This window comes from Streptomyces sp. NPDC038707 (assembly GCF_040636485.1).
Lineage (GTDB): Bacteria > Actinomycetota > Actinomycetes > Streptomycetales > Streptomycetaceae > Streptomyces.
In genome coordinates, this window is sequence record NZ_JBEZUP010000012.1 from 187,667 (window position 1) to 209,584 (window position 21,918).

Here is a 21,918-nt window from a genome sequence, read left to right on the forward strand (position 1 = left end):
AGGCCTTGTGGTCTGGTGCCTGCGGCTTTTCGGTTTGGGGCCCTGGGGTTTTGTGGGTTCGGCGGCCTGTGGGCCCCGGGGTCTGGTTTCTGAGGCTGTGGTGCCGGCTGCCCGTCGGCGGCCTCCTGGCCCGGCCATCTCCCGCCTTCCGGTCCGGTCTCATGAGGCCCGCAGTGCCGGCACCCCTCCGGCCTTTCGGCCTGACGCCGTGCGATCTTCCGGTCCGGCCCCCGTGGCCTTACGGCCCGGTCGCCCGAGGTTCACAGAACTGGCTTCCTCCGGCCCGGCGCCCTGCGGCTGCCCGCCCCGGCGGCCCCCCACGGCCTTCCGCCCGGCTTCCTGCGGCCTCCGGTCCCGGCCCCTGTGACCCTCCTCAGCCCCTTACGCCCCACGACCCTCGGAGCCGGCTTCTACGGCCCCCGCCCCGGCCCCCTACGGCGTTCCCCCCGGCCGTCGGTCCGGGGGCTGTACGGCCGGGGTTTCCGAGACCGCGTCCGTGTCCTCGGGGCTGCGCTGGTGCGGGATGGTCACCGAACCCTGCTGGAGGGCCACCGTGCGGGTGGGGGCCGGGATGCGGATGCCCTCGGCGCGGTAGCGGCGGTGCAGGCGCTTGATGAACTCGTGCTTGATCCGGTACTGGTCGCTGAACTCGCCCACGCCCAGGATCACCGTGAAGCCGATCCGGGAGTCGCCGAAGGTGTGGAAGCGGATCGCGGGCTCGTGGTCCGGGACGGCGCCCGTGACGTCCCGCATCACCTCCGTGACCACCTCCGCCGTCACCCGCTCCACGTGCTCCAGGTCGGAGTCGTAACTCACCCCCACCTGCACCAGTACGGTCAGCTCCTGCTCGGGCCGGGTGTAGTTGGTCATGTTGGCCTTGGCGAGCTGGCCGTTGGGGATGACCACCAGGTTGTTGGAGAGCTGGCGGACCGTCGTCTGGCGCCAGTTGATGTCGACGACATAACCCTCCTCGCCGCTGCTCAGCCGGATGTAGTCGCCCGGCTGCACGGTCTTGGAGGCGAGGATGTGGATGCCCGCGAAGAGGTTGGCGAGCGTGTCCTGGAGGGCGAGTGCGACGGCCAGACCGCCCACGCCCAGTGCGGTGAGCAGCGGCGCTATGGAGATGCCGAGCGTCTGCAGCACGACCAGGAAGCCGATGGCCAGCACCAGCACCCGGGTGATGTTGACGAAGATGGTCGCCGATCCCGCCACCCCCGAGCGGGACTGGGTGACCGAGCGGACCAGGCCGGCGATGACCCGGGCCGCGGAGAAGGTCACCACGGCGATCACCCAGACCTGGAGCACCTCGTTGATGTGGTGCTGCACGGCCCCCTTCAGCGGCAGCACGGCCGTCGCCGCCGCCGCGCCGCCCGCGATGGCCGCCCAGGGGACGACCGAGCGCAGCGCGTCCACGATGACGTCGTCCCCGCTCCAGCGGGTCCGCTTGGCGTGCTTGGCCAGCCAGCGCAGCAGGGTGCGCGACATGAAGGCGAGCGTCAGGCCCGCCGCCAGCGCGATGCCGGCGAGGACGAGGTCGTCCAGGGTCGGCGTGCGGTTCACCGGTCACCTCCGGGGCGCTCGGCGGCTGCGGGAGGCCGGTTGTGAAGTCTCGTCACGTTGTCACCTGCTCGATGTCCGGGATGTGCGACCGCGCCGGCCGGAGGAACTCCGGGAACCGGCGCGCTCGTTCATCCTGCCGCATCCCGCACACCGGTCCGTACCGCGCACGCCCCGCGCTCAGACGATGCCCTCCGCGAAATCCGCCTGGTCACGGCCGCTGCCGTAGGCGGCCGTGGGGGTGCCGTACGACCGGCGGGCGACGAACCACCACACGGTGGCGAGGACCAGCACCACGGCGAGCGCGACGGAGGCGTAGTTCATCGTGCCCACCGTGACCGGCGAGGTCTGCGGCAGGCAGAACAGGACGGTCACGCACGTCACCCACCCGACCGCGATCCACCCCACCGGCCTGCTCCAGCGGCCCAGGTGCCACGGCCCCGGCCGGAAGCGGTCGCCGGCGCGCAGCCGCAGCAGCACGGGGATGGCGTAGGCCGGGGTGATGCCGATGACGTTGATGGCGGTCACCGCGTTGTACGCCGTCGCCGAGTACAGCGACGGCAGCGCGAGCACGCAGGCCACGACCACGGACAGCCAGACCGCGGCCACCGGGGTCTGGGTGCGGCCGCTCACCTTGCGCCACAGGTGCGAGCCGGGCAGCGCCCCGTCCCGGCTGAACGCGAACACCATCCGGCTGGCCGCGGCGACCTCGGCGTTCCCGCAGAACAGCTGGGCGACGATCACGACCAGCAGCAGCGCGCTCGCGCCGTCGGTGCCGAGGCCGTCCAGCATGATCTGCGCGGGTGGCACCCCGGTGTCCGTGGTGCGCGTGGCGTCGTAGTCCTGGATGGCGAAGGTCAGCCCGGCCAGCAGCACGAAGCCCGCGAGCCAGGACACCCAGATGGCGCGGACGATGCCCCGCGAGGCCGCCACCGACGCGTGCGAGGTCTCCTCCGACAGATGGGCGGAGGCGTCGTACCCGGAGAAGGTGTACTGCGCGAGCAGCAGGCCGACCGCCGCCACGTACACCTGGTTGTCCCAGCCGGTCTTGTTGACGAACTCGGTGAACACGAAGGACGCCGAGCGGTGCCGGTCCGGGACGGTCACCAGCGCCCCCACGATCAGCGCCACGCCCGCCAGGTGCCACCACACGCTGACCGAGTTCAGCAGGCTGACCAGGCGCACGCCGAACAGGTTCAGCACCGCGTGCAGCAGCAGGATGACGCAGAAGACCAGCATGGTCCTGCCGGGCGTCGGCACGAAGCCCCACTGGAGGTTGGCGAACGCCCCGGCGAACAGGGCGGCGCCGTAGTCGATGCCGGCGATCGCGCCGAGCAGGCCCAGCAGGTTCAGCCAGCCGGTGTACCAGCCCCAGCGCCGGCCGCCGAGCCGGTCGGCCATGTAGTACAGGGCGCCGGAGGTCGGGTAGGCGCTGGTCACCTCGGCGAGCGCGAGGCCGACGCACAGCACGAACAGGCCGACGCCCGCCCAGCCCCACAGCATCACGGCCGGACCGCCGGTGTTCAGGCCGAAGCCGTAAAGGGTCATGCAGCCGGACAGGATCGAGATCACCGAGAAGCTGATCGCGAAGTTGCCGAAGCCGCCCATCCGGCGGGCCAGCACCGGCCGGTAGCCGAGTTCCCGCAGACGCTGCTCCTCGTCCTGCTGCGGCAGCCCCGGGGAGGGCACGGGCGACGGTTCGGGGGTGGGGGACACGCAGGGGACCTCCGGGTCGTGGGTGCCGAACGGTTGTCGGACTGGCGTGCTCCGGTGCGCGGTTCAGGGGCCGGATCCCGCCGCGGCGGCCCGGCAGCGGTCCCGGGCCTGCGTGAAGACCTCCGCCGCGCGGTCCCGGTCCCGGGTGCGGTACATCCAGGGCGGCGGCGTGAAGTACGGCCCGATCGCCTCGAACACCCGGGCCGCTTCCCGGAACCGGCGGGACCCCCACAGCGCGTGGGCCAGGTGGTTGAGGTCCGGCAGGGTGCGCTCCTGCGGCCGCGTCCGGTCGAACCAGGACTCCAGTGCCCCCCGCGCCTCCCGCACCGCCTCCTCCACCACCCAGTACAGGGTCGGCACCGCGTCCTGCCCGCTGTCCCGGCGATAGCGCTCCACCCGCACGTACAGCGGCAGCAGATGCAGCGCCGAGCCCTGCGGCGCCCGGTCCGCCGTCCACCGCGCGTACCCGGACGCCTCCGCGAGCCGTCCCGTCCCGCCCCGCGCGTACAGGAACTGCAGCATCCGGTGGTGGGCCTCCCGGTTGAACGGATCGCGCCGGTTCGCCTCGGCCAGCAGCTCCCAGGGGCCCGGCGGCAGCGCCGGATCCGGCGGGGCGGCCCGGTGCTCCTCCCAGCGCTGCTCCGGATCGAGCTGGGCCAGCGCCAGCAGACACACCCAGGGCACCGGGTCCCGGGGCGCGGCCACGGTGGCCGTCTGGGCCGCGTCCCACGCCTCGATCCACAACTCGTGGGTGCGCCGGTGCCTCTCCCGCCGGGCCCGCAGCGCCCGCTCCACGCCGACCCGGGCGAGCATCACCGCCGCGTGCGCGCTGTCCGGCTCCTCGGCGAGCCAGGCCCGCACCACGTCGGTGCCGGCCGCGGCCGTCGCCAGCACCTGGGTGCGCTGTGTCCACCGCGGCCACTCGGCGGTCTCCGCCAGCAGGGTGCGCATGGCCATCCAGCGGCCGGTGCGCAGCTCCTGGAGCGCGGCCCGCAGCGCGTGGTCGGGGCCGGCGGGATCGTAGGAGGGGCGGGCTCCGTCTCTGGCCATCAGCCGCCGGCCCCCGGCCGCCGGCACACCTGAGGTAGCAACGGCCCTCCCCTGGGCGGTGAAGTGGTCACGCGTGGTCGGCGGTCACTATAGAGGTGACCGTTCGCCCTATCCATTGTTGCCAAGTCAACTAAGCAATAAGGGCAGTTGACAATTCAGTCAGCAGCGGTCCCGCCCGCCGTGCGGACGGGTGGGCACGCTTGACGCCGGGCCCGCCGCGACGGCAGTCTGGCGCGGTGATCTTCAGGGCCGGAGCGGAGGACGCGCGATGACGGGGCCGGTGCTGGCCGTCGACCAGGGCACGTCCGGCACCAAGGCGCTCGTCGTCTGTCCCGAACGCGGCGTCCTCGGCACCGGCTTCGCCGAGGTACACCCCCGCCACCTGCCCGGTGGCCTGGTCGAGGCGGACCCGCGCGAGCTGTACGACTCGGTGGTCGAGGCCGGCCGGCGCGCGCTCGCCGAGGCCGGCGAGGACGTCGTCGCGCTCGGCCTCGCCAACCAGGGCGAGACCGTCCTCGCCTGGGACCCGGCCACCGGCCGCCCGCTCACCGACGCCCTGGTCTGGCAGGACCGGCGGGCCGCGACCGTCTGCGCGGAACTCACCGACCACGCCGAGGAGTTGCGGCAGCTGACCGGGCTGCCCCTCGATCCGTACTTCGCCGCGCCCAAGATGGCCTGGATCCGCCGCCACCTCACCCGCGACGGCGTCGTCACCACCTCCGACGCCTGGCTGGTGCACCGCCTCACCGGCGCCTTCGCCACCGACGCCGCCACCGCCGGCCGCACCCAGCTCCTCGACCTGGACCGCACCGAGTGGTCCCCGCGCGCCCTCGCCCTGTACGGCCTGACCGGGGAACGCCTGCCCGAGATCACCGACAACGCCCACCCGGTCGGCACCACCACCGCGTTCGGCCCCGAGATCCCGCTCACCGCGTCGATCGTGGACCAGCAGGCCGCCCTCCTCGCCCAGCGGATCACCGGCCCCGGCACCGCCAAGTGCACCTACGGCACCGGCGCGTTCCTGCTCGCGCACACCGGCGACCGGCCCCGGCGCGGCGCCTTTGGCCTGGTCTCCTGCGTGGCCTGGCGCATCGCCGGACACCCCGGCTACTGCCTGGACGGCCAGGTCTACACGGCCGCCTCCGCCGTCCACTGGCTCACGAGTCTCGGTGTCATCTCCGCCGCCGCCGACCTCGACCCCGTCGGCGGCAGCGTCCCCGACAGCGGCGGGGTCACCTTCGTCCCCGCCCTCGCCGGACTCGCCGCCCCCTGGTGGCGCGGCGACCTGCGCGGCTCGCTGACCGGCCTCGGCCTCGACACCACCGCCGGGCACCTGGTGCGCGCCCTGTGCGAGGGCATCGCCGCCCAGGTCGCCGAGCTGGCCGAGGCCGCCGCGGGCGAACTGGGCGCCCCGCTGGACACGCTCCGCGTCGACGGCGGCCTCACCCGCTCCGCGCTGCTCATGCAGACCCAGGCCGACCTGCTGCAACGCCCCGTCGAAGTGTCCGCGCTGCCCGACGCCACCGCGCTCGGCGCCGCCGCCCTCGCCCGCCTCGGCGCCGAACCCGGGCTGCGCGTCGAGGACGCCCTGCCCGACGGGAGACCCGCCGCCGTGTACGAGCCCCGCATCCCGGCCGACCGGGCCGCCGAACGCCGCGACCGGTTCCGCGCCGCCGTCGCCGCCCTCCTCGGCCCGTGACCGTCACCGCGACCGGGCCGCTCCCGCGGACGCCGTACGACGTGGCCGTCGTCGGCGCCGGCGTGGTCGGCTGCGCCGTCGCCCGCGAACTCGCCCGCCACCCCCGGCTGCGGATCGCCCTGGTCGAGGCCCAGGACGACGTCGGCCAGGGCACCTCCAAGGCCAACACCGCGATCCTGCACACCGGTTTCGACGCCACCCCCGGCACCCTGGAGGCCCGGCTGGTCCGCGAGGGACACAGCCTGCTCGGCGCCTACGCCGCCCGCAGCGGCATCCCCGTCGAACGGGTCGGCGCCCTGCTGGTCGCCTGGGACCGGGACCAGCTCGCCGCCCTGCCCCGGCTCGCCGAGAAGGCCGGACGCAACGGCTGCCACGACACCGCCCTGCTCGGCCCCGAGGAGCTGTACGCCCGCGAGCCGCACCTCGGCCCCGGCGCGCTCGGCGCCCTGCACATCCCCGGCGAGAGCGTCATCTGCCCCTGGACGACCACCCTCGCCTACGCCACCCAGGCCGTGCGCGCCGGCACCGACCTGCACCTGAACACCGCCGTACGCGACGTGGCCTGGGACGGCGGCCACCGGCTGACCACCAGCCGGGGCACCCTGTACGCCCGCCACCTGGTCAACGCGGCCGGACTGCACGCCGACACCCTGGACCGCGCCCTCGGCCACGACGACTTCACCGTCACCCCGCGCCGCGGCCAGCTCCTCGTCCACGACACGTTCGCCCGCTCCTTGGTGCGGCACATCCTGCTGCCCGTGCCGACCGCCCTCGGCAAGGGCGTCCTGGTCGCGCCCACCGTCCACGGCAAGGTCCTGCTCGGCCCCACCGCCGAGGACCTCAACGACCGGCACGCCACCGAGTCCACCGCCGAGGGGATCGCCGCCCTGCGGGAGAAGGGCCGGCGCGTCCTGCCCGCCCTGGCGGAGGAGGAGGTCACCGCCGTCTACGCCGGGCTGCGCGCGGCCACCGGACACGAGGACTACCGCATCACCGCGCACCCCGGCCAGGCGTACGTCACCGTCGGCGGCATCCGCTCCACCGGTCTGACCGCCTCGATGGCCATCGCCGCCCACGTCACCGGCCTGCTGGCCGGCGCCGGACTCGACCCCGGCCCGGCGCGCGAACCCGAGCCGGTGACCATGCCCCAGCTCGGCGAGGCCTTCCCGCGCCCGTACCAGCGGGCCGACCTGATCGCGGCCGACCCCGAGTACGGCATCCTCGTCTGCCACTGCGAACGCGTCTCCCGGGGCGAGATCCGCGACGCCCTCGCCAGTACGATCCCGCCGCGCGGCCTGGAGGGGCTGCGCCGCCGCACCCGCGCCCGGGCCGGCCGCTGCCAGGGCTTCCACTGCGGGGCGGCGGTCCGCGAGCTGTTCGAACGGGGAACGGGAGCATGACGGCCGTACGGCACGTGGACGTCCTCGTCGTCGGCGCCGGCCCCGCCGGACTCGCCGCCGCCGCCCGGCTGGCCGCCGCCGGCGCCGGGCGGGTGGAGGTGCTGGAACGGGAGACCGAACCCGGCGGGGTGCCCCGGCACTGCGCCCACGGCGGCTTCGGCACCCGGGCCCGCCCGCTCACCGGCCCCCGCTACGCCAGGCTGCTCACCGAGGCCGCCGTGGGGGCCGGCGCCACCCTGCGCACCGGGGTGACGGCACTGGACTGGGCACCCGAAGGGCCCGCGCTCACCACCGTCGGCCCCGGCGGACCGGAGACCGTCCGGGCCCGGGCGGTCGTCCTCGCCACCGGCGCCCGCGAACGTCCCCGCGCCGCCCGCCTGGTGCCCGGCACCCGCCCCGCCGGCGTCTGCACCACCGGTGAACTCCAGCAGGCCGTCCACCTGTTCGGGCAGCACATCGGCACCCGCGCGGTCGTCGTCGGCGCCGAGGACGTCTCGTACGCGGCGGCCGGCACCCTGCGCGCGGCCGGCGCCGAAGTCGTCGCCCTGGTCACGGAGGACCCGCGGGCCCGGGCCGGCCGCGCCCGCGCCCAGGCGGCCCGGCTGTACCACGGCATCCCGCTGCTCACCTCCGCCACGGTCACCGGGCTCCTCGGCCACGGACGCCTGTCCGGCGTCCGGATCCGGCACCGGGACGGCCGCACGGCGGTCCTGCCCTGCGACACCGTGGTGTTCACCGGCGACTTCGTGCCCGAGCACGAACTGGCCCGGCGCGGCGGCCTCGTCCTCGACCCCGGCACCCGCGGGCCCGCGACCGACGGCGCCTGGCACACCTCGCGCCCCGGCGTCTTCGCCGCCGGCGACCTGCTGCACGCCGCGGAGCCCGCCCGCACCGCGGCCCTGGAGGGCGCCCGGGCGGCCCGCGCGGTCCTCGCCCACCTGGCGGGCGCCCCCTGGCCGGACCCCGGGGTCCCCGTCCTGGTGTCCGCGCCGCTGCGCCGCATCACCCCGAACCGCGTCACTCCGGGGACACGGCCCGAGGGCCACCTCCTGCGCACCGGCACCCCGCTGCCCCGCCCGGTCCTGTACGTCCACCAGGACGGCCGCCTCCTGCACCGCGCCCGGCTCCTGCCCGGCACCGCCCTCCCGCACCGCGCCCTCACCCTCACCGCCCGCTGGCACGACCGCGTCGACCCCGGGGGCGGACCGGTACGGGTGAGCGCCGGCCGGGCAGCGCACGCCGACCTTGACCTCAACGACGCTTGAGGTCCTACCGTCGTCGGCATGAGCATGGAGACCACCGCCTGGACACAGCTGCACAGCGTGATGAACGCGCAGTCCCAGCGCCGCCCGTTCGCCCGCGCCACGCTGCGCCGGATCGCCGCCTTCGCCCGCCCGCACCGCGCCGGCATCATCCGGTTCGTGCTGATCGGGGTGGTGACCGCGCTGCTCGCGGTCGCCACCCCCGTGCTCGCCGGACGCGTCGTCGACGCGATCGTGGCGGGCCACGACTCCGCCGGCGTCATCCGGCTCTCCCTGCTCATCGCGCTGGTGGCGCTCGCCGAGGCGGCACTCGGCATCCTCGGCCGGCGTCTGTCGGCGACGCTCGGCGAGGGACTCATCCTCGACCTCAGAACGGCCGTGTTCGATCATGTGCAGCGCATGCCCGTCGCCTTCTTCACCCGTACCCGTACGGGAGCGCTGGTCAGCCGGCTCAACAACGACGTGATCGGCGCCCAGCGCGCCTTCGCCTCCACCCTGTCCGGCGTGGTCAGCAACCTGGTCACGCTGCTGCTCACGCTCGCCGTCATGCTCACCCTGTCCTGGCAGATCACCCTGCTCGCGCTGGTGCTGCTGCCGGTGTTCGTACTGCCCGCCCGCCGCATGGGCAGCCGGATGGCCCGGATGCAGCGCGAGGCGGCGGCCCTGAACGCGGCCATGGGCACCCGGATGACCGAGCGGTTCTCCGCCCCCGGCGCCACCCTGGTCAAGCTGTTCGGCCGCCCCGAGGAGGAGTCGGCCCAGTTCGCGGCCCGCGCCGCCCGGGTCCGCGACATCGGCGTCCGCACCGCCACCGCCCAGTCCGTCTTCATCACCTCCCTCACCCTGGTCTCCGCCCTCGCCCTGGCCCTCGTCTACGGCCTCGGCGGCTGGTTCGCCCTGCACGGCACCCTGGAGCCCGGCGCGGTCGTCTCCCTCGCCCTGCTGCTGACCCGGCTGTACGCCCCGCTGACCGCGCTCGCCGGGGCCCGGGTCGAGGTGATGAGCGCGCTCGTCAGCTTCGAGCGGGTCTTCGAGGTACTGGACCTCAAGCCGCTCATCGAGGAGAAGCCCGACGCCCGCGAGGTCCCCGAGGGCCCGGTCGCCGTCGAGTTCGAGGACGTCCGTTTCGCCTACCCCGCCGCCGACCAGGTCTCCCTCGCCTCCCTGGAGGAGGTCGCCGCGCTCGACACCCGCGGCGGCACCGAGGTCCTGCACGGCGTCTCCTTCCGCGCCGAACCCGGGCAGACCATCGCACTGGTCGGCTCCTCGGGCGCCGGCAAGTCCACCATCGCCCAGCTCCTGCCGCGCCTGTACGACGTCGGCTCGGGGGCCGTCCGCGTCGGCGGGGCCGACGTCCGCGACCTGACCTCCGCCTCGCTGCGCGCCACCCTCGGCATGGTCACCCAGGACGGCCACCTCTTCCACGACACCGTCCGCGCCAACCTGCTGCTCGCCCGCCCCGACGCCGGCGACGACGACCTGTGGGACGCGCTCGGCCGGGCCCGGCTCGCCGACGTCGTCCGGTCCCTGCCCGACGGCCTGGACACGGTCGTCGGCGAGCGCGGCTACCGGCTGTCCGGCGGCGAACGCCAGCGCATGACCATCGCCCGGCTGCTGCTGGCCCGGCAGCGCGTCGTCATCCTGGACGAGGCCACCGCCTACCTGGACAACACCTCCGAGGCGGCCGTCCAGGAAGCGCTCACCGAGGCGCTGGAGGGCCGTACCGCCGTGGTCATCGCCCACCGCCTGTCCACCGTGCGCGCCGCCGACCAGATCCTGGTCGTGGAGGAAGGCCGCATCGTGGAGCGCGGCACCCACGACGCGCTGCTGGCGGCCCAGGGACGCTACGCCGAACTGCACCGCACCCAGTTCGCGGGGCCCGACGAGACAGTGGCCGCGACGGCGCCCACGGCCGGCTGAGCGGCACCGGCACCCCGCGGGACGGCCGCCGGGACGTGTGAGGCGGGGGCGACTGGATACGCGGTCTGCACGGCAGCATCGGCAGCATCGTCCGTCCGGAAGGTCATCCCCGCCCATGACCAGCGCACCCCACCACTCCGAGGTCACCCTCCGGGTCAACGGCAAGCCCCACACCCTGCGCGTCGACCACCGGCGCGTCCTGCTGGACCTGCTGCGTGAGGACCTGGACCTCACCGGCTCCAAGAAGGGCTGCGACCACGGCCAGTGCGGCGCCTGCACCGTACTGGTCGACGGGCGCCGCCTGAACAGCTGTCTCCTGCTCGCGGTCGCCCTCGACGGCAGCGAGATCACCACCGTCGAGGGCCTCGGCGGCGACGGCGAGGAACCGCACCCGCTCCAGCGGGCCTTCCTCGACCGCGACGCCTTCCAGTGCGGCTACTGCACCCCCGGCCAGCTCTGCTCCGCCGTCGGCATGCTCGCCGAGGCCGCGGCCGGCCACCCCTCCCACGTCACCGGCCCCGCCGTCCCCTCCGGCCGGCCCGTCCCGCTGGACCGGACCGAGATCCGCGAACGGATGAGCGGCAACCTCTGCCGCTGCGGCGCCTACCCCCGCATCGTCGAGGCGATCGAGGACGTGATCGAGTGAACGGCTTCGGATACCTGCGCCCCGAAACCCTCCAGGAGGCCGCCGAGGCCAGTGCCGCCCACCCCGGCGCCCGCTACCTGGCCGGCGGCACCAACCTGGTCGACCTGCTGAAACTCGGCGTGGAACGGCCCGCCGTCCTCATCGACGTGGGCCGGCTGCCCCTGGACACCATCGAGGAACTGCCCGACGGCTCCCTGCGCGTCGGCGCCACCGTCCGCAACAGCGACCTCGCCGCCGACCCGCGCGTCCGCGACCGCTGGCCCGCCCTGTCCCAGGCCCTCCTCGCGGGCGCCTCCGCCCAGCTGCGCAACGCCGCCACCACCGGCGGCAACCTCCTCCAGCGCACCCGCTGCCCCTACTTCCAGGACCTGGACAAACCCTGCAACAAACGGGAGCCCGGCAGCGGCTGCGGCGCCCGCGACGGCGTCCACCGCGACCACGCCGTCCTCGGCCACTCCGCGCAGTGCATCGCCACCCACCCCTCCGACATGGCCGTCGCCCTGGCCGCCCTGGACGCCCAGGTCGAGCTGTACGGCACCGAGGGCACCCGACGGCTCCCGGTGGCCGACTTCCACCGGCTGCCCGGCGAACACCCCGAACGGGACACCTGGATCCGCCCCGGCGAGCTGATCACCGCCGTGGTGCTCCCGGCCGCCACCGCCGGCGTCCCGTCGGCCTACCGCAAGGCCCGGGACCGGGCGTCGTACGCCTTCGCCCTCGCCTCCGTCGCCGTCGCGCTGCGCGTCACGGACGGGGTCGTCGACCAGGTGGGCGTCGCCTTCGGCGGGCTCGCCCACCGCCCCTGGCGGGCCCGGCACACCGAACTCGCCCTGCTCGGCGCCCCCGCCACCCCCGAGGCATTCGAAGGGGCCGTCGCCCTCGAACTCGCGCACGCCGAACCCCTGCGGGACAACGCCTACAAGGTGCCCCTCGCCCGCAACCTCGCCCTGGACGTCCTGAACCGCCTCGCCCCGGCCCCCGCGACGGCCTGAGCCGACCCTGGAGGACCCCCATGACCGGTACGACCGGCACGACCGGCACCGCGCTGGGCGCCCCCGCCGAGCGCCGCGAAGGACGCCACAAGGTCACCGGCGCCGCCCGCTACGCGGCCGAGTACCCCCTGCCCGGGCGCGCCTGGGCCTGGCCCGTGCCCGCGGCGGTCACCCACGGCCGGGTCACCGCCGTCGACCCCGCCGCGGCCCTCGCCCTGCCCGGTGTCCTCGCCGTCCTCACCCCCGGCGCCGCGGCCGGGCTCGGCGAACCGGAGGACGGCACGCTCGCCGTGCTGCGCGGCCCGGACGTGCCGCACCGCGGCTGGTGCGTGGCCCTCGCCGTCGCCGACACCCTGGAGACCGCCCGCGCTGCCGCCCGCGCGGTCCGCGTCGAGTACGCCCCCGCACCCCACGGTCTCACCCTCGACCCCCGCCACCCGGACGCCTACGAGCCGCAGGACGCCGGCGGCCAACCCGGCCGGCTGGAACACGGCGACCCCGAGGCCGCCTTCGCCGCCGCCGAGGTCCGTGTCGACGTCACCTACCGGACCCCGCCGCTGCACAACCACCCCATGGAGCCGCACGCCAGCACCGCCCACTGGGACGGCGACCGGCTCACCGTGCACACCTCCACCCAGGGCGGCACGACCGTGGCCTCCGTGCTCGCCGGGCTGTTCCACCTGCCCGAGGACCACGTCACCGTCGTCTCCGAGCACGTCGGCGGCGGCTTCGGCTCCAAGGGCACCCCCCGCCCCGACGTCGTCCTCGCCGCCCTGGCCGCCCGGCACACCGGCCGCCCCGTCACCCTGGCCCACCCCCGCCGGCACCTGCCCACCACCGTCGGCCACCGCGCCCCCACCGTGCAGCGGCTGCGGCTCGGCGCGACCCCCGACGGACGGCTCACCGCCCTGCTGCACGAGGTCACCGCCCACACCTCCCGGGTGCGCGAGTTCGTGGAACACGCCGCGGTGCCCTCCCGCGTCATGTACGCCACCCCCGCCCTGCTCAGCACCCACCGCGTGGTCCCGCTCGACATCCCCGGCCCGTCCTGGATGCGCGCCCCCGGCGAGGCGCCCGGCATGTACGCCCTGGAGTCCGCCGTGGACGAACTCGCCCACGCCCTCGGCACGGACCCGGTGGAGCTGCGGGTGCGCAACGAACCCGAGCGGGAGCCGGGCAGCGGCAAACCCTTCAGCAGCCGGCACCTCGTGGAGTGCCTGCGCGAGGGCGCCCGCCGCTTCGGCTGGGCCGGCCGCGACCCGCGCCCCGGCGTCCGCCGTGACGGCCCGCTGCTGCTCGGCACCGGCGTGGCCGCCGCCACCTACCCCGCCCAGGCCGCCCCGTCCACGGCCGCCGCCCGCGCCCTGCCCGACGGCACCTTCACCGTCCGCACCAACGCGACCGACATCGGCACCGGCGCCCGTACCGTCCTCGCCCAGGTGGCCGCCGACGCCCTGGGCGTGCCCCTGGACCGGGTGCGCATCGAGGTCGGCCACAGCGACCTGCCCCCGGCCCCGCTGGCCGGCGGATCCATGGGCACCGCCTCCTGGGGCTGGGCCGTCCACGACGCCTGCGCCGACCTGGCCTCCCGGCTGGCCGCACACCCCGGGCCGCTGCCCGCCGAGGGCATCGAGGCCCGCGCGGACACCACCGGCACGGCCGGCGCCGACAGCCCGTACGCCAAGCACGCGTTCGGTGCCCACTTCGCCGAGGTCGCCGTCGACACCGTCACCGGCGAGATCCGGGTGCGCCGGCTGCTCGGCGTCTACGCCGCCGGCCGGATCCTCAACGCCCGCACCGCACGCTCCCAGTTCACCGGCGGCATGGTCATGGGCCTCGGCATGGCCCTGACCGAACACAGCACCCTGGACCCGGCGTTCGGCGACTTCACCGAGGCCGACCTCGCCTCGTACCACGTGCCCGTGCACGCCGACGTCCCCGACATCGAGGCCCACTGGATCGAGGAGGACGACCCCCACCTCAACCCCATGGGCAGCAAGGGCATCGGCGAGATCGGCATCGTCGGCACCGCCGCCGCCCTCGGCAACGCCGTCCACCACGCCACCGGCATCCGCTTCCGCGAACTCCCCCTCACCCCCGACCGGATCCTGTCCGGCCTGTTGTCCGAGGGACGACGGTGACCGGACCCACCTGGGAGTACGACGGCTACCGGCCCGGCGAGGAACGCCTGCGGGAATCCCTGTGCACCCTCGGCAACGGCTACTTCGCCACCCGGGGCGCCCTGCCCGAGTGCACCGCCGACGCCGTCCACTACCCCGGCACCTACGCGGCCGGCTGCTACAACCGGCTCACCTCCGAGGTCGCCGGACGCCGGGTCGAGAACGAGGACATGGTCAACCTCCCCAACTGGCTGCCCCTGCGCTTCCGCCCGGCCGACGGCGACTGGCTCACCCCGGACACCACCCCCGTCACCGAACACCACCAGATCCTCCACCTCGACCCCGGAGTGCTGGAGCGCCGCACCCGCTACCCGCTCGGCGCGGACCGGAGCCTGCTCGTGCGGCAGCTCCGCCTGGTCCACCTGGCCGACCCCCATCTCGCCGCCCTGCGCACCGAGTTCACCGCCGAGGGCGGCCCCCTCGACCTGGACGTGGAGGCCGCGCTCGACGGGCGGGTCACCAACTCCGGCGTCGCCCGCTACCGGGAACTGGACGGCCGCCACCTCACCCGCGTCGAGGCCGGCGCCGACGCCCCAGGCACGGTCTGGCTGCGCTGCCGCACCCGCGCCTCCGACATCGGCTTCGGCCTCGCCGCCCGGCTCACCGCCGGGGCACCGGTCCGCCACACCGACGAGGACCGCCGCGCCGTCCAGCGGCTGCGGCTGCGCCTGCCGCCCGGCCGGACGGCCACCGTGGACAAGACCGTCGCCCTGCACACCTCCCACGACCCCGCCATCAGCGACCCGCTGTGCGCCGCCCTCGACCGGACCGCCACCGCGCCCCCCTTCGACGAGATGCTGGAGGCCCACCGCACGGCCTGGCAGCAACTGTGGCGGCGCACCGCCCTGGACGTGCCCGGCGAGGCGGGCAGCATCCTGCGCCTGCACCTCTTCCACGTGCTGCAGACCCTTTCCCCGCACACCGCCGACCTGGACGTCGGCGTGCCCGCCCGGGGACTGCACGGCGAGGCCTACCGGGGCCATGTCTTCTGGGACGAACTCTTCGTCCTGCCCTACCTCAACCTCCACCTGCCCGAGGTCTCCCGGGCTCTGCTCCGCTACCGCCACCGCCGGCTGGACGCTGCCTGCCACGCCGCCGCCGCGCTCGGCCGGCGCGGCGCGCTCTACCCCTGGCAGAGCGGCAGCGACGGCCGCGAGGAGACCCAGCAACTGCACCTCAACCCGCGCTCCGGCCGCTGGCTGCCGGACCACTCCCGGCTCCAGCACCACGTCGGCTCCGCCGTGGCGTACAACGTCTGGCAGTACTGCGAGGCGACCGGCGACACCGAGTTCCGGCACGGCGAGGGCGCCGAGATGCTGCTCCAGATCGCCCGCTTCTGGGCGGACTCGGCCGTCTGGGACGACCACCTCGGCCGCTACCGCATCCGGGGCGTGGTCGGCCCCGACGAATACCACGACGCCTACCCCGGCGCGACCCGCCCCGGCCTGGACGACAACGCCTACACCAACGTCACCGCCGCCTGGGTGCTCGGCCGCGCCCTGGAACTGCTGGCCGGCCTGCCCGAACCGCGCCGCCGCGAACTGACCGAGTACTCCGGCCTCGCCGAGGACGAACCCGCCCGCTGGGAGCAGGTCTCCCGCCGGCTGCACATCCCCTTCCACGACGGCGTGATCAGCCAGTTCGACGGCTACGCCGACCTGGCCGAACTGGACTGGAACGGCTACCGCAAGCGGTACGACGACATCCGGCGCCTGGACCGGATCCTGGAGGCCGAGGGCGACACCGTCAACCGCTACAAGGCGTCCAAGCAGGCCGACGTCCTGATGCTCGGCTACCTCTTCTCACCCGGCGAACTGCGCGGCCTGTTCCAGAGCCTGGGGCACCCGCTGGACGAGCACACCTGGTCCGCCACCGTCGACCACTATCTGCACCGCACCAGCCACGGATCCACCCTCAGCGGCCTGGTCCACGGCTGGATCCTGGCCCGCGCCCGCCGCGCCGACGCCTGGCGGTTCGTCCAGGAGGCGCTGCGCGGCGACATCGCCGACCTCCAGGGCGGCACCACCGGCGAGGGAGTCCACCTCGGCGCGATGGCCGGCACCCTGGACCTCGTCCAGCGCGGGCTGACCGGCCTGGAGACCCGGGGCGGGCTGTGCCTGGACCCCGTCCCGCTGCCCGAGCTGTCCTCCTACGGCTTCACCCTGCGCTACCACGGCCACTGGGGCGTACGGCTGCGGCTGCGCAGCGGCCTGCTGGAGATCGCCGTACCGGCCTCCGACCGCTCGCCCATCGACATCCGGCTGCGCGACCGGGTGGTGCCGGTCGGGCCGGGGGAGACGGCCCGGCTGGTGCTGCCGGACTGAGCCGCCCCGGGCGCGTCCGGCTCGACATTCCCGGACGGACCAGTAGATTTCCAGCCACCGTTTCGAGAGGGCGCCGGCAGACGGGGGCACAGGATGAGCCAGACGGGGGCACAGCACGTGACCCGGCACGACGGGGCCGTGCTCCGCGGCTTCCGCGCGGGCGACGGACCGGGGGTGGTGGAGGCGTGGCGGCGCAGCGCGCCGGCCGACCCGCTCAGCCCGGACCGGTTCCGCTCCCTGGTCCTGCTCGACGCCAACTTCGACCCCGAGGGCCTCCGGATCGCCGAGGCCGGCGGCCGGATCACCGGCGCCGCCTACGCGGTGCGCCGGCTGGTCCCGCTGACCGGCACCGACCTGGAGCCGGAGCAGGGCTGGATCCCGTTCTTCTTCGTCGACCCGGCCGCCCGCGGGCGCGGCCTCGGCCGCCGGCTGCTGACCGACGCCCTCGCCTGGCTGCACGGCCACGGCCGCACCCGGGTGGACTTCGCGTCGTACACCCCGAACTACCTGCTGCCCGGCCTGGACACCGGGACCTACCCGGAAGCGGCCGGGCTGCTCGCCTCGCTGGGCTTCCGCACGCTGTACGAGGCGGCGGCGATGGACCGCACCCTGGTCGGCTACCGCCTCCCCGACGAGATCGCCCGCCGCCGGGACGACCTGACGGCACGCGGCTACCGGTTCGCCACCCCCGCCGACGACGACCTGGTGGACCTGATCGCGCTCGCCGGCACCCACTTCGGCCCCGACTGGGCCCGCGCGATCCGCGAGTGCTGCGCCGCCGGCACCCCGCCGGACCGGATCGTCGTCGCCCGTGACCCCTCGGGCCGCCTGGCCGGCTGGGCGATGCACGGCGCGTACGAGGCGGCCCTCGAACGGTTCGGCCCCTTCGGGGTGCGGACGGAACTGCGCGGCACCGGCCTCGGCAAGGTCCTGCTCCACCTGGTCCTGGAGCGGATGCGGGCACGCGGCGCGCACGGCGCCTGGTTCCTGTGGACCGGCGAGAACTCCCCGGCGGGCCACCTGTACCGCGCGGCCGGCTTCACCACGACCCGGGTGTTCCGCGTACTGCGCCACGAGGCCGCCCGGTGACGCCCCCCAGCCGCCGTCACTTCGCGCTCGCCCTCCCCTCGGCGCTGCTCGCCGCCGGCTGCGCCGCCCCGCACCGGGGCTCCGGGCGGCCCGGCGATCCGGTCGTCCTCACCCTGCTGTCCCACTACGCGAGCGGCACCCTCCGCCAGGCCCTCCAGGACCCGGTGGACGAGTGGAACGCCACCCACGACCGGGTCAAGGTGCGCACGAAGGCCGTGGAGTTCACCGACCTGCTGACCACCTTCATGGTCCGGCAGGCCGCCGGCCAGGGCGCCGACATCCTCCACCCGTACTGCCTGTGGAACGGCCAGCTGGTGCGCGCCGGCGTGCTGCGGCCCGCGCCGCCCGAGCACGCCGAGCGGATCCGGCGCGACTACGGCGCGGCCGCCGTCGGAGCCGTGACGGTGGACGGCACGGTCTACGGCTATCCCACCGAAGCCCAGACCTACGCCCTCTACTACAACCGGCGGCTGCTGCGCGAGGCCGGCGTCGACGGCCCGCCGGCCACCTGGCCGGAGCTGGAGGAGGCCGCCCACCGCACCACCCGGCGCGACCGGTACGGCAACCCCCTCGTCCAGGGGTTCGGACTGTCGGCCCACGACGACGCCACCACCGTCGGCCAGACCCTCGCCCTGCTGCACGCCGCCGGCGGACGGTTTCTCACCCCCGACGGCCGGGCCACCGCCATCGACTCCCCGGCCGGCCGGGACGTGCTCGCCCTGGAACACCGGCTCGTCACCCACGGGGCGAGCGCCCCCGCCGTCGACGTCTACCAGGCCTTCCCGTCCGGACAGGTGGCCCTGGTGATCGGCGCCGGCTGGTGGACCGGGAGCCTCAGGCCCCTGATGGGCAGCGCCTACCGGGACGTCGGGGTCGCTCCCGTGCCCGTGCCCGCGCCGGGCGCCCGGCCCGCCACCCTCGCCACCGGCTTCATGCTCGGCGTCAACACGGCGAGCCGGCACCCGCGCGAGGCCTGGGAGTTCCTGCGCTGGCTCAACGCCGACCGGGTGACCGCGCGCAACGGCACCACGGCCACCCGGATGAGCGCCCTCCAGGTGTCCGTCGGCTCGCTGACCGCCCGCGCCGGCGACATGCGCGCGCTCGCCGGCACCGGCGGCGACCCGAACCTGCGCCCGTTCCTGGACGCGCTGGCCTACGCCGTGCCGGAGCCGAACGGACCGGGCGCGGCCCGGGCCAAGGCGCTGCTGCGCAAGAACATCGAGGCGCTGTGGACCGGCCGGCAGTCCGTGACGGAGGCGCTGCGCACCACCCGCCGCCAGGTCGACCAGGAGGTGTCCCGGCCATGGTGAACGTGCTGACCCCACCGACGCCCGAGCGGGCGCCCGCCCCCGGGCCCGCCGCTCCCGCCGGCCACGCCCGCCGCCGGGCCCGGCACCGCCAGACGGCCGTCGCCTACCTCTTCCTCGCCCCGGCGCTGCTGTTCTTCGCCGTCTTCCTGCTCCTGCCGCTCGGCTTCGCGCTGCTGCTGTCGCTCTCCCACTGGACCGGGTTCGACCTCGGTGCCGTCGAACCGGCCGGCCTGGACAACTTCGGCGCCCTCTTCGCCGGTGGATCGACGTTCCTGGTGCCGGTCCTCACCAACACGCTGCTGTTCGCCCTGGGCACCGTGGCACTGGCCCTGACCGGCTCGGTGGCCGTCGCCGCCTGCGTGGAGCGGCTGCGGTTCCAGGGACTGTGGCGCACCCTGTACTTCCTGCCGATCGTCACGACCGTCGTCGCCGTCGGCAACGTCTGGAAGTACATGTACGAGCCGGGCGGCCTGGCCAACGGCCTCCTCAACGCCCTCGGACTCGGCTCGGTGGCGTTCCTCCAGGACCCGGACACCGCCCTGCCCTCCGTCGTGGTCGTCCAGGCCTGGGCCTCGCTCGGCTCGGCGATCCTCGTGCTGACCGCCGGGCTGAAGTCCGTCCCCGCCTCCTATTACGAGGCCGCCGAGCTGGACGGCGCCGGGCCCCGCACCGTGTTCTGGCGGATCACCCTGCCCCTGCTGCGGCCCTCCCTGCTGTTCGTGTGCGTCACCCAGTTCCTCACCGGTCTCCAGTCCTTCGCGCTGATCACCGTGATGACCCGGGGCGGCCCGGGCGACGCCACCGACGTGGCCGCGCTGGAGATGTACCGGCGGGCCTTCGACTACGGCGACTGGGGCACCGCGAGCGCCGCCGCGTTCGTGCTGTTCGCCGTGGTCCTCGTGGTCACCCTGGCCCAGTTGTGGATCTTCCGCCGGGCGGGGGAGGACGCGTGAGCCGGCGGCGCGTCCCCTGGCTGTCGTACCTGGTCGTGGCGACCGGCGCGGTGCTCACGGTGGTGCCGTTCCTGGACATGGTGCTGACGTCCTTCAAGGGACCTGGCGAGGCGGGCACCCTGCCGTACCGGTTCTGGCCGAAGGCGTTCGGCCTGGCCAACTACCGGGCCGCCACGGTTCAGCTGAACCTGCCGGTACTCTTCCGCAACAGTGTCGTCGTCACCGTCGTGATCACCGCCTCGGTGCTGCTCACCTCGTCGCTCGCCGGCTACGCGCTGGCCAGACTCCGCTTCCCCGGCCGCGACCTCGTCTTCCGGCTGGTGCTGTCGACCATGATGTTCCCGCCGTTCCTCTTCCTCGTCCCGCGCTTCCTGATCCTGGTGCACTGGCCGCTGGCGGGCGGCAACGACCTGCTCGGACGCGGCGGCGCGGGCCTGACCGTCAGCATCGCGGCCCTCGCCGTGCCGTTCCTCGTCAACGGCTTCGGGATCTTCCTGACCCGCCAGTTCATGCTGTCCCTGCCGGCCGAGGTCCTGGAGGCCGCCCGCATCGACGGGGCCGGCGAGTTCACCGTGTGGTGGCGGATCGTGGTCCCGCAGACCAAGCCGGTCCTGGTCACGCTCGGGCTGCTCACCTTCGTCGACGCCTGGAACGAGTACATCTGGGCGCTGCTCGTCTCGACCGCCAACCCGGACCTGATGACGCTGCCCGTCGGCATCCAGCTGCTGCGGGACCACGTCGACCCGGCCCGTACGATGCCCGTCGTCATGGCCGGCCTCGTGCTGAGCGTCCTGCCGGTCCTGGTGCTGTTCCTGCTGCTGCAGAAGCACTACATCCGCGGTGTCATGCTCAGCGGCCTCAAGTGACGCGTCCCGGGCCCCGGGCATCACGGCCCGGACACACCGCCGTCCGCGATCTCGACGGCGGCGGCCGGCGGGGACCACCATGGGGGAGCGGCCGAGGACGAGGAGAGGAGCGGTGCGGACATGGGAGTGACCGACGCGCCCTTGCGCGTCCTGGCCGTGGACGACGAACGTCCCGCGCTCGACGAACTGCTGTACCTGCTGGGCGAGGATCCCCGGGTCGGCACGGCCGTGCCCGCGCGGGAGGCCACGGAGGCGCTGCGCCTGCTCGGCCGGGCCGTGGCACACGGCCCGGACGGTCCCGAGGGCTTCGACGTCGTCTTCCTCGACATCGACATGCCCGGCCTCAACGGCCTCGAACTGGCCCGCACCCTCGGCGGGTTCGCCGCGCCGCCGCTGATCGTCTTCGTCACCGCGTACGAGGACTTCGCCGTGCGCGCCTTCGACCTCAAGGCGGTGGACTACCTGCTCAAACCGCTGCGCAAGGAGCGCTTCGCCGAGGCCGTACGGCGCGTCGCCGACCTGGTCCGGGCGGGTCAGGGCCCCCGCCCGGCCGCGCTCCCGGCGCCCGCGCCCACCGCCCCGGGCGACCAGGTGCCCGTCGAACTCGGCGGGGTGACCCGGTTCGTGCCCCTCGCCGACATCACCCATGTCGAGGCGCAGGGCGACTACGCGCGGCTGCACACGGGCGCGGGCAGCCACCTGGTGCGGATCCCGCTGTCCACCCTGGAGGAGCAGTGGCGCGCGCACGGCTTCGTACGGATCCACCGCAGCCGGCTGGTCGCCCTCGGCCGGATCGAGGAACTCCGGGTGGAGGGCGGCAATCTGACCGTCCGCATCGGTGACCGGACCCTCGCCGTCAGCCGCCGCAACGCCCGTGAACTGCGGGACCTGCTGACCGGCCGCGCGACCGGCCGGGCGCGCTGAGACGGGTCCGGCACGGGTGTTAGGTTGACG

Annotated in this window: 16 protein-coding genes; 13 read left to right on the forward strand and 3 right to left on the reverse strand. The window is 74.9% G+C overall.

From position 1 onward, the window contains the following. Positions 1-432: 432 nt before the first annotated feature. From AB0E62_RS18995 to AB0E62_RS19005, 3 genes are all read right to left on the reverse strand, one after another. Positions 433-1,560 (reverse strand): mechanosensitive ion channel family protein, encoded by a 1,128-nt coding sequence (locus tag AB0E62_RS18995; protein WP_362194484.1) that lies wholly within the window; start codon positions 1,558-1,560, stop codon positions 433-435. 177 nt (positions 1,561-1,737) lie between these two features. Next, entirely contained in the window at positions 1,738-3,273 is a 1,536-nt protein-coding gene (locus AB0E62_RS19000; RefSeq protein ID WP_362194487.1) for an amino acid permease, read from the reverse strand. 63 nt (positions 3,274-3,336) lie between these two features. Continuing rightward, positions 3,337-4,323, reverse strand: a complete 987-nt coding sequence (locus tag AB0E62_RS19005) for a hypothetical protein (protein WP_362194490.1) — start codon at positions 4,321-4,323, stop codon at positions 3,337-3,339. Positions 4,324-4,591: 268 nt separating this feature from the next. On the opposite strand from AB0E62_RS19005, the gene AB0E62_RS19010 reads away from it, so the two are divergent. From AB0E62_RS19010 to AB0E62_RS19070, 13 genes are all read left to right on the forward strand, one after another. Continuing rightward, a complete protein-coding gene (locus AB0E62_RS19010) occupies positions 4,592-6,022 on the forward strand; it encodes an FGGY family carbohydrate kinase (protein ID WP_362194493.1) in 1,431 nt (476 codons plus the stop codon). After that, positions 6,019-7,422 carry an FAD-dependent oxidoreductase gene (locus AB0E62_RS19015; RefSeq protein WP_362194496.1) on the forward strand — a complete coding sequence of 468 codons (1,404 nt, stop codon included), beginning with the start codon at positions 6,019-6,021 and terminating at the stop codon, positions 7,420-7,422. The genes AB0E62_RS19010 and AB0E62_RS19015 overlap by 4 nt, the downstream gene beginning before the upstream one ends. After that, complete coding sequence (locus AB0E62_RS19020) at positions 7,419-8,687, forward strand: FAD-dependent oxidoreductase (RefSeq protein ID WP_362194499.1); 1,269 nt, start codon at positions 7,419-7,421, stop codon at positions 8,685-8,687. The genes AB0E62_RS19015 and AB0E62_RS19020 overlap by 4 nt, the downstream gene beginning before the upstream one ends. Positions 8,688-8,711: 24 nt before the next feature. Next, complete coding sequence (locus AB0E62_RS19025) at positions 8,712-10,604, forward strand: ABC transporter ATP-binding protein (RefSeq protein ID WP_362194613.1); 1,893 nt, start codon at positions 8,712-8,714, stop codon at positions 10,602-10,604. A 115-nt stretch (positions 10,605-10,719) separates the two neighbouring features. Then, positions 10,720-11,250, forward strand: coding sequence for a 2Fe-2S iron-sulfur cluster-binding protein (locus tag AB0E62_RS19030; RefSeq protein ID WP_362194502.1), 531 nt, complete (start codon positions 10,720-10,722; stop codon positions 11,248-11,250). Continuing rightward, positions 11,247-12,242: a xanthine dehydrogenase family protein subunit M gene (locus AB0E62_RS19035; protein WP_362194505.1), complete on the forward strand. Its 996-nt coding sequence runs from the start codon at positions 11,247-11,249 to the stop codon at positions 12,240-12,242. The genes AB0E62_RS19030 and AB0E62_RS19035 overlap by 4 nt, the downstream gene beginning before the upstream one ends. Positions 12,243-12,262: 20 nt before the next feature. Next, the gene (locus tag AB0E62_RS19040; protein WP_362194508.1) at positions 12,263-14,383 is read left to right on the forward strand and encodes a xanthine dehydrogenase family protein molybdopterin-binding subunit; all 2,121 of its coding nucleotides are present in this window, start codon (positions 12,263-12,265) and stop codon (positions 14,381-14,383) included. Next, positions 14,380-16,746 carry a glycosyl hydrolase family 65 protein gene (locus AB0E62_RS19045; RefSeq protein ID WP_362194511.1) on the forward strand — a complete coding sequence of 789 codons (2,367 nt, stop codon included), beginning with the start codon at positions 14,380-14,382 and terminating at the stop codon, positions 16,744-16,746. Before AB0E62_RS19040 ends, AB0E62_RS19045 begins: the two co-directional genes overlap by 4 nt. Before the next feature lie 93 nt (positions 16,747-16,839). Then, on the forward strand, positions 16,840-17,835 hold the full coding sequence (locus tag AB0E62_RS19050; protein WP_362194514.1) for a GNAT family N-acetyltransferase: 996 nt from the start codon (positions 16,840-16,842) through the stop codon (positions 17,833-17,835). Then, the gene (locus tag AB0E62_RS19055; protein ID WP_362194517.1) at positions 17,832-19,145 is read left to right on the forward strand and encodes an ABC transporter substrate-binding protein; all 1,314 of its coding nucleotides are present in this window, start codon (positions 17,832-17,834) and stop codon (positions 19,143-19,145) included. Before AB0E62_RS19050 ends, AB0E62_RS19055 begins: the two co-directional genes overlap by 4 nt. Then, entirely contained in the window at positions 19,139-20,098 is a 960-nt protein-coding gene (locus AB0E62_RS19060; protein ID WP_362194520.1) for a sugar ABC transporter permease, read from the forward strand. The genes AB0E62_RS19055 and AB0E62_RS19060 overlap by 7 nt, the downstream gene beginning before the upstream one ends. Then, positions 20,095-20,964, forward strand: a complete 870-nt coding sequence (locus tag AB0E62_RS19065; protein ID WP_362194523.1) for a carbohydrate ABC transporter permease — start codon at positions 20,095-20,097, stop codon at positions 20,962-20,964. Before AB0E62_RS19060 ends, AB0E62_RS19065 begins: the two co-directional genes overlap by 4 nt. Positions 20,965-21,084: 120 nt before the next feature. Then, entirely contained in the window at positions 21,085-21,888 is an 804-nt protein-coding gene (locus AB0E62_RS19070) for a LytTR family DNA-binding domain-containing protein (protein WP_362194526.1), read from the forward strand. The last annotated feature ends 30 nt before the right edge of the window (positions 21,889-21,918 follow it).